The 14319-nt window shown below is 64.4% G+C and carries 11 protein-coding genes; 4 read left to right on the top strand and 7 right to left on the bottom strand.

Annotated features, from left to right (window positions below):
* Nucleotides 1-5: 5 nt before the first annotated feature.
* Nucleotides 6-764: a hypothetical protein gene (locus BO221_RS10745; RefSeq protein WP_143195382.1), complete on the bottom strand. Its 759-nt coding sequence runs from the start codon at nt 762-764 to the stop codon at nt 6-8.
* Nucleotides 765-1189: 425 nt separating this feature from the next.
* Here BO221_RS10745 and BO221_RS10740 point away from each other — a divergent pair, with 425 nt between their 5' ends.
* Complete coding sequence (locus tag BO221_RS10740) at nt 1190-1954, top strand: hypothetical protein (RefSeq protein ID WP_143195381.1); 765 nt, start codon at nt 1190-1192, stop codon at nt 1952-1954.
* 174 nt (nt 1955-2128) lie between these two features.
* On the opposite strand, the gene BO221_RS10735 is transcribed toward BO221_RS10740, so the two are convergent.
* Both BO221_RS10735 and BO221_RS10730 read right to left on the bottom strand, forming a co-directional pair.
* Entirely contained in the window at nt 2129-3934 is a 1806-nt protein-coding gene (locus BO221_RS10735) for a hypothetical protein (protein ID WP_073560339.1), read from the bottom strand.
* Nucleotides 3935-4055: 121 nt separating this feature from the next.
* Nucleotides 4056-5363 carry a sorbosone dehydrogenase family protein gene (locus tag BO221_RS10730; protein ID WP_233165897.1) on the bottom strand — a complete coding sequence of 436 codons (1308 nt, stop codon included), beginning with the start codon at nt 5361-5363 and terminating at the stop codon, nt 4056-4058.
* 92 nt (nt 5364-5455) lie between these two features.
* Here BO221_RS10730 and BO221_RS10725 point away from each other — a divergent pair, with 92 nt between their 5' ends.
* Nucleotides 5456-6256, top strand: a complete 801-nt coding sequence (locus tag BO221_RS10725; protein WP_158079818.1) for an alpha/beta fold hydrolase — start codon at nt 5456-5458, stop codon at nt 6254-6256.
* Nucleotides 6257-6882: 626 nt separating this feature from the next.
* Here BO221_RS10725 and BO221_RS53600 read toward each other — a convergent pair.
* Together BO221_RS53600 and BO221_RS57590 are read right to left on the bottom strand one after the other, a co-directional pair.
* Nucleotides 6883-7992, bottom strand: a complete 1110-nt coding sequence (locus BO221_RS53600) for a hypothetical protein (RefSeq protein ID WP_143195380.1) — start codon at nt 7990-7992, stop codon at nt 6883-6885.
* A gap of 483 nt (nt 7993-8475) precedes the next feature.
* Nucleotides 8476-8970 carry a hypothetical protein gene (locus tag BO221_RS57590; RefSeq protein ID WP_369864681.1) on the bottom strand — a complete coding sequence of 165 codons (495 nt, stop codon included), beginning with the start codon at nt 8968-8970 and terminating at the stop codon, nt 8476-8478.
* 176 nt (nt 8971-9146) lie between these two features.
* Between BO221_RS57590 and BO221_RS10700 the strand changes: the two genes are divergently transcribed.
* On the top strand, nt 9147-9992 hold the full coding sequence (locus BO221_RS10700) for a hypothetical protein (protein ID WP_073560334.1): 846 nt from the start codon (nt 9147-9149) through the stop codon (nt 9990-9992).
* Here the strand turns inward: BO221_RS10700 and BO221_RS10695 are convergent.
* The gene (locus BO221_RS10695; RefSeq protein WP_073560333.1) at nt 9989-11704 is read right to left on the bottom strand and encodes a hypothetical protein; all 1716 of its coding nucleotides are present in this window, start codon (nt 11702-11704) and stop codon (nt 9989-9991) included. The genes BO221_RS10700 and BO221_RS10695 overlap by 4 nt on opposite strands.
* Before the next feature lie 231 nt (nt 11705-11935).
* On the opposite strand from BO221_RS10695, the gene BO221_RS10690 reads away from it, so the two are divergent.
* Entirely contained in the window at nt 11936-12481 is a 546-nt protein-coding gene (locus BO221_RS10690; protein ID WP_073560332.1) for an ATP-binding protein, read from the top strand.
* A gap of 1024 nt (nt 12482-13505) precedes the next feature.
* Here the strand turns inward: BO221_RS10690 and BO221_RS53590 are convergent.
* The gene (locus BO221_RS53590) at nt 13506-14318 is read right to left on the bottom strand and encodes a hypothetical protein (protein WP_143195379.1); all 813 of its coding nucleotides are present in this window, start codon (nt 14316-14318) and stop codon (nt 13506-13508) included.
* Between the last annotated feature and the right edge of the window lies 1 nt (nt 14319).

The following is a 14319-nucleotide window of genomic DNA, read 5'->3' as shown; positions in this document are numbered from 1 at the left end:
GGCGCTCAGTGCACCGGGTAGCACTTGTAGGCGGGGCTGGAAACGGTGTTCGACGTCAGCCCGTTGCTGTCGGTCACCTTGAAGTGCATTTGCACGACGTCATAGAAGGTCGTCGAGGTGGTGGGGGAACAGGAGGAGGACGAGATCCACGAGCCCTGCTGCCAGGGGAAGAGGTACTCCTCTTGATAGAAATAGGAGTCCCAGTATCCCTGCCACTGGGGCATGTAGGAGCCAGAGCCGCCCGTGGCGCTTCCGGTGCACCGCAGCACGCCCGTGGAGAGCTTGGTGCAGGAGATGGAAGCGGTGGGAGGGCATGGCTCGGTGACAATCCGGGTCACTGACTTGTAGCTCTCCCGGCAGATGGTCTTGGTTCCATCGCTGGCGACGACCATGGGGTAGGCCCGCACCTCGAAGTTCCTCGGGCCACAGGCCACGCCCGTGCGGCTGTAGGACCAGGTGCCGCTGGAGCCCAGGCGCTCGGTGGTGCTGGGCGTCTGCCCATCGACGTAGAACTCGAGCGACACGGCGTTGGCGAAGGTGGAGACCGCGTAGGTTCCCGCTCCGGCGAGCTCACCTTCATACGTGCTGATGCCGTCGAGGGTCAGGCTGGTGACGCTCAAACCGGAGCACATCGCCGACTCCCGGGTGCCCACGAGCTCCTCGGCTGGCGCCACTTCGGACTCCGGGGCACCGCCACAGGCAGTCAGCAGCAGCGCGGGCAGCAGGACTCGACGGAATGGGTGGGCAGGGAAGCGTGGCGTCATGGCATTCCTCTTCGGGGAAAATCGCGTCAGACACTGGATTAACCGAAATCTACCATTTAATCTGAATTTCGTCTCTACCAAAGAAATCCAGGTGGTGGAGGGCTGGCAAGGACACTCATGACGACCTGACTCAGTGGAGTCTGCGAAACGAACGGCATCACCAACACCCGGCGCCTGCCTCCAGAGCCTCGGACGTCGCCTCCGTGTAGGAAAACGGGTCCTGGGAGGGGGTCGGTTTTGGTGACGTAAGGGGGTCAAAAACTCCTGTCGCCTGACAGGTGCTAAACATTCGCTCATCACAAAGCAGGAGATGTTCCTCAACCCAGTCTTAGGGTAGGCGCCCGCGGGACAGAGGGTAGACCGGTCATAGGCCGGCCTGTATGCACCCTGGCAATGACGCCAGTCCGCTGACGAGGAGCCATACCATGACGAGGCCATTCATCTGGTTGCCCACTGTGCTGGCATTGATGGCATGTGGAGGCGAGGACCCCATGCCTCAGGGCGAGCCAGCCGCGCGGCTCTTGGCCGGGCGGAGCATGTTGACGCCCAAGCCCTGGGCCCGGCTCGCCCCCGGCGTCTGGGAGCGCGTGCGGGAGGACGGCATCCGTGAGCGGTCCAGCACCGGCGTCGAGGGCCTGGAGTATGAGCTGCAATTGGCCCGGACAGAGCGGGCCCTCATCGCGCAGGTGTCCAAGGCGAGCGGCAACGCTTCCGCGCTCAAGGCGAGCCCGCAGGAGAATGATCAGCGCATCCAATTCTTGGAGAACGCCCTTGCCGAAGAGAAGAACAGCGCCAGTGCGTGGATGCCCAACGAGCGCCTCTCGGCCCAGGGCTTCTACGAGGATGGCAGTCCCTCGGGTGAATTATGCGGCGGCACCTACGGCTTCGACGCCCAGTTCTTCATTGAAATGACTGGCGGCTCAGTCTCCATGCGGGGCTACTTTCTGGAGCCCAGCCCGTACGCTCCCTACACGAAGCGGATCTACGTGAGGGCAGCTGCTTGGATGTATGACCCCGATATCGTGAACTACGATGCGGAGTGGAGCCCCACCTTCACGAACACCTGCTGCTTCAGCACCAACCAGGTGTACGCAGGGATCGACCCGACCTTCAGCCCCGTGCTGGAGGCCTATGGCTACATCAAGTCAGATGGCTGCGGCTCGCATATCTACACGGCCAGGACCTACTGAGCTCTCTCCTATAGGGGCCACATGCCGTGGCTCAGGTAGGTAGGTGCCCAACTTGCGTGGGCGGGGGCAACGCCTCGAAGCGCACGCCCCCTCCCCCGGCACGAAGACGCAGTCCGGCACCAGCGAACGGTGGGGCCGGGGAGTGGAACCCGGCCCCGGGGGCGTGGGGGCCGGCTATCCGCGGATGAATGAGTGGCGGTACTGCTTGAGGGCCTGGGCGAGCTCGGTGGTCGCCTTCTGGACGGTGCCCTTGTACTCCACGATGGGCTCCTGGCGATCGATGCTCGTCGCACCGAACGAGACGCCCAGCGAGTCCACACCGTCGCCGCCTTTGGCGGACACCTGGGTGCTCTGCGTCTCGATGGGGGTCAGCGTCGCATCCACTTGGGTGATGTCCGCGAGTGCCGAGTAGGCCCGCGAGAAGTTCCCCTGGAGGGCGGCCTTGAGGGCGCCGGAGTCGAGGATGTCCTGCGCTCCACCGGTGAACTTGAGCTTCGCCTCGAGCTCCCCGCCGCGCTTGCCCGCCGCGTTGGGGTGCTTGGCACCGAGTCCTCCGCGGACATTGGCGGCGAGCGTCACCGAGACCTCGCCGGTGCGCTTCGCGTTCGAGGCGATCTCCTTCGCGGCGTTCAGCGGATCGCGGACCGCATCGCCGACGCTGAAGTCCTCCGGCAGCTCGAAGCGCTCCTGCACGGTGACGGTCCCCGAGCCGCCGATGCTCCCCTCCAGTCCCGGGATGGAGGCGGAGTCCGACACGGAGGCATTCACGGATTGGGAGAGGACGAGCTGCGGAGGGCCCTCGTCGCCGAACTCGATCCGGGCGCTCACCGAGGCCTTCCCGGAGGCGCCCGCGCTGATGCCCAGGAAGCTGTTGGCCTGCTCGGTCCCGCCCGGCTTGCCGGCCGGCCCGCTCGTTCCGCTCGTCCCTCCGAAGCCGACCTCGGCCAGCACCGAGGCAGACACGTTGGGGGAGATCTCCACGGCCGAGATGTTCTCGAGGAGCGCGTCGTAATCCGGAGTCGCCCCGTCGATGGCGCCCTGGAAGCCGCCGTCGAGCGCGCCCGAAATCCCGCCGCCGATGGGTCCCATGAACGTCCGCGCGGCCTCGGCCACCTCTTCCGCGGAGTCGAACGTGAACTCCACGGTGGCGCTCTGGTTGGCGAACGCGTCCGCGGTCACCGTGCCCGCTCCGGTCGAGCCCGTGCGGCTCATCAGGCCAACCCCCGCCTCACCGTTCACGGCGAGCGTGTACGTCCCGTCCTTGTTGTGGGTGATCGTCTGCGAGCCCTTGAGGCGCCCGGCCAGACCGAAGGCGGAGCCGTCCAGGCTGGCGTTGAGCGAATAGCTGTCTCCCGGCCCCAGGGCCTCGATGTCTTCCTCGATGGCCAGCAGCGCCGTGGTGTCGCGGGCGAACTCGATGACGTCCCGGGTGGTACCGATCGGGTCCTCCGCCGCCCTGCGTCCGAGGTTCACCCCGCCGTGGGCCAGGGTCTCCGCGGCGCCACCCATGAACTCCTGAAACCGCTCGTGGTGCTCCAGCGCCGACCGGCCGAAGCCCACCGCGTTGCGCGCGCCGCCCAGCACGCCGTCGACGATGCCTCCCTCGGGCGCGAGCCGATCCGCCGCCGACAGGGCCCGGTCCGCGAAACCGAGCGCCGCGTTCGGTCCCGCGCGCGCGATGTCCCCCGCGAGTTGGTAACCGTCGTTCGCGACGCTGATGGCGGAGTGGGCGGCACCTTCCACGGCATCCAGGGTGTTCCGGCGCGCCTGGTGGAGGGTGTCGAAAACCCCCGAAATCATGGGAGGCGGCGATTGGACGAACTCACTGACGCCGTCGAAGGCGCTGGTCGCCGCATCGGTCGTGCTGTCCAACACGTCGTCCGCGGTGTCGACCACCGTTTCCGTTACATCGGACACCGCGCTGACCGTCGAGCTGACCGTGCTGGAGACCGCGCTGCCGACCTTGCCCAGAAGACCCATGTGCACAACCCTCCGTCATTTCCGTCGTTTTCACCCTGTACGCACGTGGAGTTTTTCCGGTTACAGCCCGCATAAATGTGGGACGTGAGCTTCTGAGGACGGGACGTCTCGAGCGTCCGGCCTACCGGCTCACCCGCCACACGATGTTGCCCGCATCGTCCGCCACCAGGAGCGAGCCATCCGGCAGGAAGGCCACACCCACGGGCCGGCCGTACACCTCGCGCTCGTCCGCGTTCTGGATGAAGCCCGTGAGGAACGGCTCCGCGGGCGCGGTGGGCTGGCCCTCCGGGGAGAACGGCACGAAGACCACCTGGTAGCCGGAGAGCTTCGAGCGGTTCCACGAGCCGTGCTGACCAATGAAGGCCCCGTGGCGGAAGCGCTCGGGGAACATGGGCCCCTCGTTGAAGGCGAGCCCCAGGCTGGCGGTGTGCGAGCCCAGCGGCACGTCCGGCACTTTCGCCTGCTTCACGAGCTCGGGCTTCTGCTCCTTCACCCGCGGGTCCAGGTGGGCGCCAAAGTAGCTGTAGGGCCAGCCGTAGAAGGCTCCGTCCTCCACGTGGGTCAGGTAGTCGGGCACCAGCTCATCGCCCAGCTCGTCCCGCTCGTTCACCGTGGTCCACAGCACGCGCGAGCCCGGCGCGAAGCCCAGCCCCACGGGGTTGCGCAGGCCGCTCGCGAAGATGCGCTCCCCCGAGCCATCCGGGTTGATTTCCAGCACGTTGGCGCGACGCACCTCGTTGTCGAGGCCGTGCTCCCCCACGTTGCTGGCCGAGCCCACCGTCACGTAGAGCTTCGTACCGTCCGGGTGGGCCAGCAGGTTGCGCGTCCAGTGGTTGTTGTACCCCCCCGCGGGCAGGTCGAGGATCTTCTCGCCCTTGCCGGTGATGGAGGTGGCCCCGGGCGAGTACGGATAGCGCCAGACCGCATCGGTGTTGGCCACGTAGAAGAAGCCGCCGTGTACCAGCATGCCGAAGGGCTGGTTCAGGCCCTCCAGGAACACCGTGCGCGTCTCGGGCACGCCATCGTGGTCCGCGTCACGCAGCAGCGTGATGCGGTTGGCGCTGGGCTCGGTGCGCGCGGAGGCGGCATAGCCCACCAGCTTCGCGCCGAACTTCATCATGCCCCGCAGCTCGGTGTTGGCCTCGGCCACGAGCACGTCCCCCTGGGGCGTGACGTAGAGGTTGCGCGGGCTCACCAGGCCGGCGGCGTAGCGCTTCACGGTGAAGCCCTCGGCCACCGGGGCCTTGCCCTCGGGCCAGCCCCGCACCTTGCTGAACTTGCGCACCGAGTCCGTGGTGTACGGCCTCGGCAGCTCCACCGTCTCCGTTCGCGTCTCCACCCGGTCCGGGGGGCCCTTCTCCGCGTGGGAGCATCCCCACAGCACGCTCCCCAGCAGTCCCGCGACTCCCCACACATGCATCCTGTTCATGGGCGCGGAGCATACTGAAGTGGGTCCCGTAGTACGAACCGCGTGAGGTCCGCTACGGTGGGCCGGCCCCGATGGAACCGCTGGAGAGCCGATTGAACCCTTTCGACCGTACACGCCGTGTGACATGCCTGGGCATCGACACCTTCGTCGCGGAGGCGGGGCAGGGCAGGCCCATCCTCTTCCTTCACGGCAACCCGGATACCCATGACGCGTGGAGTGGCGTCGTCGCGCTGCTCGAGCAGGAGTTCGCGTGCTTCGCTCCGGATCTGCCCGGATATGGCGAATCGCAGCCGCAGGAGGACCTCGAGCTGGAGAAACAGGGCGAGTGGGTCCGGGAGCTCATTGCCGCGCTCGGGCTGCAACGGCCGCACCTGGTCGTCCATGACGTCGGCGGCACGTACGGGCTGGCGTTCACGGCCATGTATCCGGAGTTGATCTCGACGCTGACGATCCTGAACACGAACTTCTTTCCGGACTATCGATGGCATTTCTGGGGAAGGGTCTGGCGGACGCCGGTCCTGGGGGAACTCGCGATGCTCACCGCCTTTCGTGCACTGTTCGTGAACGAGATGACCAAGGCCTCCCCCAGGCTTCCCCGTGACTACGCGGAGAGCGCGTTCGCGAGATACGGAAGCAAGACGCGCAAGATGGTGCTCCGGTACTACCGGTACCTCGATTCGGAGCGGCTGGTGGGCTGGGACGTGCGGCTGCTGAAGGCGCTCGACACGCTTCCCCACCAGGTGCTGTGGGGGGATCTGGACACGTATCTCCCCAAGGCCACGGCGGACCGCTTCGGCGGCGAGGTCCATCACTTCGCCGGCCTGGGCCACTGGGCCATGCTCGAAGAGCCCCAGCGGATCGCGTCGCACCTGGCCACCTTCGCCAGACGTTGAGCCTCCGGCGGAGGCCGTGGCGCGGTCTTCCTCCTCCAGGCTGTGGAGCATTTCGCGCGCGGAGCGCAGCCCCGCCTCATGGGCTGCGGCGAACGAGCCGTTGTACATGGGCCTGCCCGTGGCCTCGCCTCAATGCTCTCGCCGGATGCCTCCGGCGGAGGGTTCGATTCCCGCCGCTTCCACGCCTACTCCCAAAGAGGATGCGCGGCTCGCCTTGGGGGACCAAATCGATTCTTGTCGGACCAAATTTGGACCAAATCTGGAGGCGCATAACACGCTCACGGAGATCGCCGCCCGTGCGCTGCTGACGCAACCCGGTACGCCCTATTCTTCACACTGTTTCACGGCGGCGAGGGGCCGGAAGAGCGCTACTTTATGCAAGAGTCCGAAACGGCCAGGGCTGCCCCCATCGACGTGGAGAGCGTCGAGGCGCTTCTCCAGACGAAAGCCGGCGACATGTACCGGGAACTTTCTCCCGCCGACGCGAGCACGCTGAAACTCACGGTGCGTCCGGAGCGCGCCTCGCCGGTGTTTCCCATTTGTATGGGCACTTGCCGTCTCTGTATACTTCCTCGCTCGTAGACCACATAAAGTGCGGGAGGATTACCAAACCGAGGCAGGCTTGATTATTCACTCTCGGGATTGGGTTGAGGTGGCGGCTGGGATTGAGGTGGCGGCTGGGGTTGAGGCGGCGGCTGGGGTTGAGGCGGCGGCTGGGGTTGAGGCGGCGGCTGGGGTTGAAGCTGAGGTGCTGGTCTTTCTCGACCGATCTCCCTTGCAACAGCTCTGCCAACACCTTGCGCGAGCACATAGCCCGCGATCCCGCCCAGAAGTGTGCCGAGCGTGTTTTCTTTGAGGATTGCGGCCAACCCTAGCGCCATGATTACGCTAAGGAGAATCATTACGGTAACGAATTGAATCACTTGTCCGGACGTGACCCATTCGATCTGGATGTTGGGTTCAAACAAATTAACAGCAAGGATTGCTGTGATGCTGAGCCCACCAATAATAAGAATCATCAACCAGAGGTGGCTCGAAAGAGAGTTCTGGGCTGACTGCGCCGACAACTTCTTCTCGATGAGTTCCTTGCGCTTTTGCAGAAGATCGACCAATGAAGACGCCAGGGACTTGTCATTCAAAAAACTCTCTTGTTGTTTATTTAGCTCCCCCCTCAATGAATCAAGATAGTGCAACATGGAGGTCTGGTTGTCGGAATCATTGATAAATTGCTTCCACAGTTCGCAAAGCTGCTTTTGATCCTTGTCTTCTCTGGTTTCGCGAAAGGGCGGATCAGTCCCCTCCCATGGGTTGGATACTTCCTCAAGATCCTCACGAAATACAATAACATCAATTGCTGATAACTGACTTAAGATGACTTTGCCGGAATTGAATTTTTCTTGGCCCAGATTTTTGCAGTCGGTTTTTTTAATGTTCTCAAAGGCTGAAATCATGGCTCTTTGGGCATTGTCTATTTTTCCAACACTCTTGCTTGTGCTTGGTGGTCGTTGGGAAATGGCAAGAATCTGAGAGATTTCATTTCCGATCGCCCTTCGTTCTTCCACCAAACTGATTTCACTCTCTGGCAGCGCTTTTTCTGGTGGAGTCAGATCGGTAATTCTGGCCTTGATGTAGTCTGAGGTTATCTGGCGCTCGAACTGGGCAATGCTTGCCTTTGGTAGGAGCGCCATGTTGATGCATATAAGGATGATGATGTGGGCTCTGGACTGGAGGGGCATTTTAAAGTTCTTCCGTCGATGGAGGGATGATTTCGTAGAATTCTGACAAGGGCTCGACTTGAGAATGGGCAGTGGGTTGGATGCAAGGCAGCCTATGCGTATTTGAGGCGCATGGCTCGCAAATTCTTGCAAGATGTGCCGTGGGAGGGCGTGAGTGGCTCTCATCCTTCTAGTACTACGAGGTCACTTCGGAAGTAGTCTCGTGGGACCTGGGCTGGCCCGATGATGCTCAGGCGCATAAGAGGAATGGGGGCAATGTCGAGGGCAGCGGGGGGAGCGTATAGGAGGGATGGGGCCCTGTTGAGGGTGAGGGCAGGAGCCGAGGGGCCGAGGAGGGCCGCTGACGGGAGCCCCCCGGGCTGTGCGCCAGGCCGGTGCAGAGAGCGTGCAGCCTCCTGGAGGCACACGCCGCCCCAAGCGGCCCCTGCTCCTGGAAGGACGCAGCAGGGCGTGGGCTAGTGGGGCAGCGCGACTGCTTGGGGCTCAACAACACGCGAGCTGCGGTGGCCCCTGCGTCGGGGCCCGCTTCGCAGGCTGCGAGGGCAGCGCCAGGTGCTCCAGAATGGCGCGCACTGCGTTGGGGGCCGTCAGGTACGCCAGCACCCGCCGCCTGCCTCCACACCTCACGCAGACGAACACGTCGAAGTCGAACGTCCTCTTGAGCAACTCTGCCCAATCCACTCGCGGCGTCCTCTCCTTCATCCGCTCCTTCCTGGCCGCTACCTCAAGCCTCGCGCTCTCCTCCTCCTCACCTGCTTGAGGGAGCGCTTTGATCTGGTGTTGGTAGGCCGTGGGTGGGAGCGAACCCGGGCCTTGGATCGAGAGCCCGGCCAACTGGGTACGCAGCCCACGCAAGCGCTCGAAGGTGTCGTACTCCTCTGGGCCCAGGCTTCGGTAGACAGCGCGGGAGATGTCGGCCGTCTCCTCGACGGAGCGGCCTTTGAGGAGGAGGGCGGCGCCCAGGGCCAGCCGCCTCACGCTGGCATTACCTGGATGGGCGCGCAGCAGCGCATAGAGACGTTCCTCGTCGGCGCGCAGAAGTTGGAGAGTGTGCGCCAGTTCTCAGGGGTTGGCGAGAACCACACCAGCGACGCGGCCAGGGGCTGTGCGTCCGCGGCGACGTCCATGATCCGCGGTTCCAGTATGTTCCCGTGATGCTTTTGCCGCCCCTGGCCCCCGACGCCACCTTCGCTCCCCTCGTGCTCGACTCGGACGAGCCGCTCGTTCGCCGCTTCCGCACGAGCACCCGTGGCCTCTTGCATTGCTCGGGCAGCGCGCAGTTCTCCCTGGCCGGCTGGGACAGCATTCAAGAGCAGCTGGGCCGCCCCTCCCCCGAGCGCCTCTACGTGCTCGATCTGCGCCAGGAGTCCCATGGCTTCATCGATGGGGCCGCTGTCAGCTGGTACGCCCAGCACAACTGGGGAGGCGTGGGGCTCGGGCTGGACGAGGTGCTGGAGCTGGAGACCCTGCGGCTGCGGCTCCTGGCGCGTGGGCGGACCGCGTGGGTGGCGGATGCCCGCGCCGTCAAGGAAGGCCGCCTCCCTCACTACACCGAGTGGACGCCGCGGGACGTGCGGACCGAACGGCAAGCGCTGGGACTGCCCGAGGGCCACTACCTGCGCCTGCCTACCGCTGATCATCTGCGCCCCGAGGACGCGGTGCTCGAGCGCTTCGTCCACTTCCTTCGCGACCTGCGGGGCGAGGCCCATCTGCACTTCCACTGCCGGGGGGGCAAGGGCCGTACCTCCCTCTTCCTGACGCTCCTGGAGGTGCTCTGCAACGCCCGAGACGAGGAACTGGAGGCCATTCTCGACCGCCAGCAGCGGCTCAACGACTACGACTTGCGCAAGGTGCCCGCCGCGGACAGCTACAAGGCGGCCTTCGCGCCCGAGCGGCTCGAGCTGCTCAGGCGCTTTCACCTCTACGCCCGGGCCAACCCGGGGGGCGGCCCCCAGTCCTGGACGCAGTGGCTGCTCGGTGCCGGGGCCCCAGGCGCCTAGAACTCGTCGTCATCCGGCAGGGGGGTGTTGCTGGCGATCTCGAACTCCAGCCGCATGGAGACGGCCTTGCTCTGCTTCTTGTCCCAGACCTCGACGTCGGGAGCCGAGCGATCCGGAGACTCGGTGGCACCCCAGCGGGGAAGCACCTCGCCGGCCAGCAGCTGCAGCGTCTTCTCGCGCTCCTTGAGCAAGTCCTGCTTGAGCATCAGGTGCACCAGCGGTCCCGGCTTCGCGAAGCAGGCGATGCAGTCCATCCAATACTGGGAGACATCCGTCTTCCCCTCGGGGGAGTTGTCCAGGAGGTTGTTCCACACCACGTCGTCAACCCCACCCTTGAACGTGGATGCGGTCGTCGCCACCGTATCGACATGCGTTCCCTGGAGGGTCTCGAACATCGTGTGAAAGCCGCTGACCCGCTTGTCGTAGTAGAGCCTCCAGAGCACGGAGTAGCCCGCCGAGACGATGAGCCCCACCGGGAGGGCGTCGAGCGTCTTGAGCTTGCGCCACGCCATGATGCGGCCCTGGTTATGCCCGGAGGTGCCCGCGTAAAGCGGGGCGAGTAGCAGGCGCGAGGAGACGATGTTGGGGCAGAACTCGTTGCGGATCCACCCCGCGGCGAAGGGCAGATGGCGCCCGGGATCGTGAGGAGTGGAGGAGGCGTGCTTCTGCATGCTCTTGGTCCACGTGCCGAAGCCGCCCAGCGAGGGGAGCGCGTCGAGCTTTGTTTTCTGGAACTCGAATCGCACGTGCTCACTCTCGGCCTTGCCTCCCGGCATGATGCGCGCCAGATCGCTGATCATCACCTGATAGCGGACCACTTGCGGCAGGAGCCTCCACCGGGCGTACTCATTGCCTCCCCCGAACTCCGTGAACTTCCGGATCGCCTCTGTGTCCGCCTGGGGACGTGTCGTCACATCATCGTTCAGACAATCATGGAGGGCCCCCAACACCAGGAGCCTGGCGTCCTCCTTCTCCTGCACCGAGACGCACGCTTCCAAGGCCTTGCCGCGCAGGTAATAAGGGAGGTACTCCCACTTGGTGGCATCGAGCACGATGCCGTCGATGACGACCTGGCGGAGCATCGTGCGCTGAAGCGCCGCCAGCTTGGCGCTGCGCAGCAGGGACAGCACCGCGAGCTTCTCGACGTACCGCGAGGGCCATGACGTCACCTCGCCCACGAGCGCACGGGCCGCTTCGGTCTTGTTGCGGTAGAGCTGGAGCCGATCCCTGCGGCCCGCCACGTTGAAGCCGTTCTTCTTGAAGAAGGGGAGCTGGGCAATCTCCTTGACCTTGTCGCGGTTGAGCTTCAGCTTCATCCAGACCTGATCGTACTGCTGCTGTTCGTCGGTCAGGTGGGCCGTGCGGCGGCCGAGGTTGCCGGACAAGGGGTTCAACCAGTTGCGGAGCTGCTTGGTGTAGTGGTCCTGGACGTGCTTGTTCTTGAAGCGCCCGTCTTGGATGGAGAAGTCGGCGCCCCACTCCTCCGTGGCGCGCTTCAGCAGGGCCTTGCAGACGACGTCGACTTCAGCGGTTTGCAGCAGCTCCTCGCCAAAGGCTTCCGGATCCTCATTGAAGGAGTACCAGGGGACGGCAGATTGCTCGGCCTCCTTCAGCTTGGGAAAGGTGGTGGTGTAGTCGGCGAGCACGGCGTGGCCCACCGGTGTCGTGATGACGTGGTCGGCTTCGGACTGCTTCCTCAAGAAGATCAACATGGCCAGCTGCTCCCGAGTCGATGGCCGGGAGCTTACCATGCCGGCATGTTCACCATGCGTATAGGAGGGATGGGGCCCTGTTGAGGGTGAGGGCAGGAGCCGAGGGGCCGAGGAGGGCGCTCCGAGTCGTTTGGGACACCCACGAGGTAGACCCCCTTTCGGGCCTTCCAGGCCCGGACATCCAGCTCGCCATGGGTTGGAGCGAGTTGGAGTGCCGCCTCGAGCGCGGACGTGGCATGGCCCAAGAAGATTGACCGCGAGGCCGTCGAATCCGCCCTGCGCCTGGACTTCCTGGAGCGCGCGCGCAACGTCGTCATTGTCGCCCCTCAGGGACTGGGCAAGACGATGATTGCGCAGAACATCGCCCACCAGGCCGTCCTCAAGGGGCATTCCGCTCTCTTCGTCACCGCCTCCCAGTTGCTGCTCGACCTGGGCGCCCAGGACACCAGCCGCGCACTGGACCGCCGCCTGCGCCACTACACCAGCCGCACCAGCCTGCTCGTCATCGACGAGATGGGCTACCTCGCCTACGACGCGCGCAACGCGGACCTCCTCTTTCAAGTCGTGGCGCGCAGGTATGAACACCGCTCATTGGTGATGACCACGAATCTGGCGTTTTCGGACTGGCCGACCATTTTTCCCAACGCCGCGTGTGCCACCGCGCTGATTGACCGCGTCATCCACCACGCGGACGTCCTCGCTATCGAAGGCGAGAGCTACCGCCGCCGCGAGGCCGAGGAAGCCGCGACGACCAGGAAGGCGAAGTCCAAGCGCTGAGCCTCACCTCGGACCGGGATGCCGGCCCCCCGGCACACCTGCGGCGTCCCGGTCCAAATTTCCGCGCTTCCTCGTGAACGCCAACAGGTCTGGCGTGATCGACTCGCAGGAGCACTTCGGACAGGCGGCCCGCGTGATGGCATCGCGGACCTGCGGCGTCCGCTGGCAGAACGGGGACGCGGGGGCTTGTCCGCTCTGCCCGGACACGACTGTTGTGCCGGAGTCCTGAACGTCCTGCCGCGAGCACTTCACATCGTCGTGCTTGCAGCCGGCCAGAGAGCCGAGGAGGAAACCCACGAGAGCCAGTGCGACAACAACCACCGGTGATCGCCGCATGGACATGCGTCGGACCTCGATTTTCGACTGACATCCCAGGTAGGGACGAGAGGCGGGGGCACTTTTCCCGAGGCAGCGGCCAGGAAGGAGCTTCCGGAGGGCTCAGCGCGAGTCCGATGCTCAAGAGCCGAGCACCGGCGGGCACTTGCTCCTCATGCAGCAGGCTCCGGCGGCGGCCTCGATTCCCACCGCCTCCACTAAAAGTTATCCGCCGCTCTGAGCCGAGCCTACTCCCAACTCGGCAAGAGTCCGGGTGGGCTCGACCAGGTTCCACGTGCGAGCCGAGGGGCAAGGCCGGCCGTTCGTCTTTGCACTGACGGCCGGGAATGAGACGTAAGCCTTTGGCACCCAGCTCCCTTCTTGTGGGGACCGCCTGGGCCCCTTCATGCGCCCAAGGGGCTGCACGGCCTCTACACCGGCTTTGGCGTGTGGCCCTTGGGGCCCCGCCAGCAGCCCTCATCTCCCTCTCCGTACCCGCCTGGCACCCACCACAGGGCTCCCGTTCGTCCTATACGCCCTGAGAAGTGTGCGCGATTCTGGAGCACCTGGGACTGCCCACGCGGCCTGCGAAGTGGACCCCGACGCAGGGCCAGCGCAGCTCGCGTGGTGTGGAGCATCAGTCAGCAACTGTCATCCGGTAGGGATGCCCTTTTCGCCCTATGAACCGGCTGGCCCGCATGCTGGCAAACTAAGGGGGCGTGGTCTTTTCAGCACGCTTGGCACACTCATCTGCCTTTGTCCGCTGTTCTTCGAGCTGCAATTTGAGAGTCTCAATCTGGCCGGTTTTGGTGTCTGACACAACCTTGTACGTGACTCCCGCGATCAGGGATGACAGCGTGAGAGTCACCGTAACCAGCCATCCAACAGGCGCAGAGGCAACGAACGCTCTGACGGATCGATCCGGAATCTTATCGGATGCACTCTGCGGCGCAGGCAAAACCGCGGCACCAGGCACATGCGCGTGAGTCCAGAGTCGGTCGAACTGAGTCGCATAGAATCTGAGTGCTGTCGGATGATCTTTTGCATTGAGTTCAACAAACCATTTCTCGGTACTGGCGGACGAAAAATCGGGCGTGTACGTCCCAACCCACCCAATCCCATCCGCTTCCTTCGCGCTGACCAGCACGAGCGCAGCAGAAGGCAACCAATCAATCTCCCGCGCTTCGAAGGGCCAGTTGTTCTGCTTGGCGAGTTCAGCAAATGCTACGACCTGTTCCCTCGATGCTTCAAGCGACCTTGCAAGCCCTTTTCTACCAGCCACCGACGCAACGAGGTCCGCACATTTTCCATACGGGGACAGGGTCAAGAGTCTGACCGCACAATTCGCCCTGAGGTGACGCACGAGATACTGTCGATACTGGAGCAGGCTCGTGGCCTTGACTGCCGCAATATCTATTGTCTTGGGCCGCTGTCGAACGTCGATCAGCGGGGTCTGTCCAATCGCGTCCATCTGGAAGTATTCCACCTTGAGAGACTTCGCTGCGGAAGCGACCTCAGACATG

This window comes from Archangium sp. Cb G35, assembly GCF_001896145.1.
In the GTDB taxonomy this organism is placed as follows: domain Bacteria; phylum Myxococcota; class Myxococcia; order Myxococcales; family Myxococcaceae; genus Archangium; species Archangium violaceum.
This window is presented reverse-complemented; position numbering and strand designations above follow the sequence as displayed.